The following is a 963-nucleotide window of genomic DNA, read 5'->3' on the forward strand; positions in this document are numbered from 1 at the left end:
CGTTCGGCACGCCGTACGGCACCGTCGAGTTCGAGGGCGCCAGCATTCCCGTCCCGGTCGACGATCGGACGCTGCAGAAAATCTGCGAGATCACCGACGGCCAGGCGTTCCATGCCGACAGCCTGGAATCGCTCAAGAACGTCTATACGACGCTGCAGCACCAGATCGGCTACGAAACCGTGAAGGGTGACGCGAGCCTGGCGTGGATGCTGCTCGGTGCGTTCGTGATGGCCGGCGCGGTATTGGCGGGCCTGTTCCTGAATCGCCGGCTGCCCGCCTGAGCGATCAGGTGGGAAGTCTTCGGTTGATCAGCAGCGCCAGAGCCGTCGCCACCAGCGCGACGACGACCCCGAGGCGCAGCCAGCCCGCACTGCCCGGTCCGGGCACCGTGCGATACCCGATCTCGTTCTCGATGGCGTCGTAGTCCTTGTTGAGCTGCTCGAGATTGGTGGCGGTGTAGGACTGCCCACCGGAAAGCTGCGCGATCTTCTTCATCTGGTCCGTGGAGACGGGCACATTCACCCGCTGGCCGTCCATCTCGATGCTGCCGGTCTTGGTGCCGAACGTGATCGTGGAGATGGGAACCCCTTGATCCTTCGCCAGGCGCGACGCGGTGTAGACGCCGTCGCGTGGGTCGCTGGGGTTTTGCGGCTTGTTCTCCCCGCCGTCCGATTCCAGCACGATCCGCGCCGGCGGCGGACCTTCGCCGCCTCCCATCACAGAGCCGACCGTGGCGATCGCGTGTAGGGCGGTGAAGATCGCCTGGCCCGTCGCCGTGCTGTCGGCGAACTCGAGCTTCTTCAGGGCCTCGATGGTCGCCTGATGTTGCGGGGTCGGCGGCACCAGCAGGTACGGGACGCCCGCGAAGCCGACGAGCCCGAGATTGATGCCCGGCGTCAGCTGGCTCGCGAATTGGCTGGCCGCCTGCTCGGCGGCCTTGAGGCGGTTGGGCTCGACGTCGGG

2 pseudogenes are annotated in these 963 nt (G+C 66.7%); one reads left to right on the plus strand and one right to left on the minus strand.

The window, feature by feature from the left end:
- Positions 1-281: pseudogene (locus tag A5745_RS15855) on the plus strand (hypothetical protein); the annotation flags it as partial.
- Positions 282-723: 442 nt separating this feature from the next.
- Here the strand turns inward: A5745_RS15855 and A5745_RS25365 are convergent.
- Positions 724-900 (minus strand): annotated as a pseudogene (locus A5745_RS25365) (hypothetical protein); the annotation flags it as partial.
- Positions 901-963 lie beyond the last annotated feature (63 nt).

This window comes from Mycobacterium sp. IS-2888, assembly GCF_001954215.1.
Lineage (GTDB): Bacteria > Actinomycetota > Actinomycetes > Mycobacteriales > Mycobacteriaceae > Mycobacterium.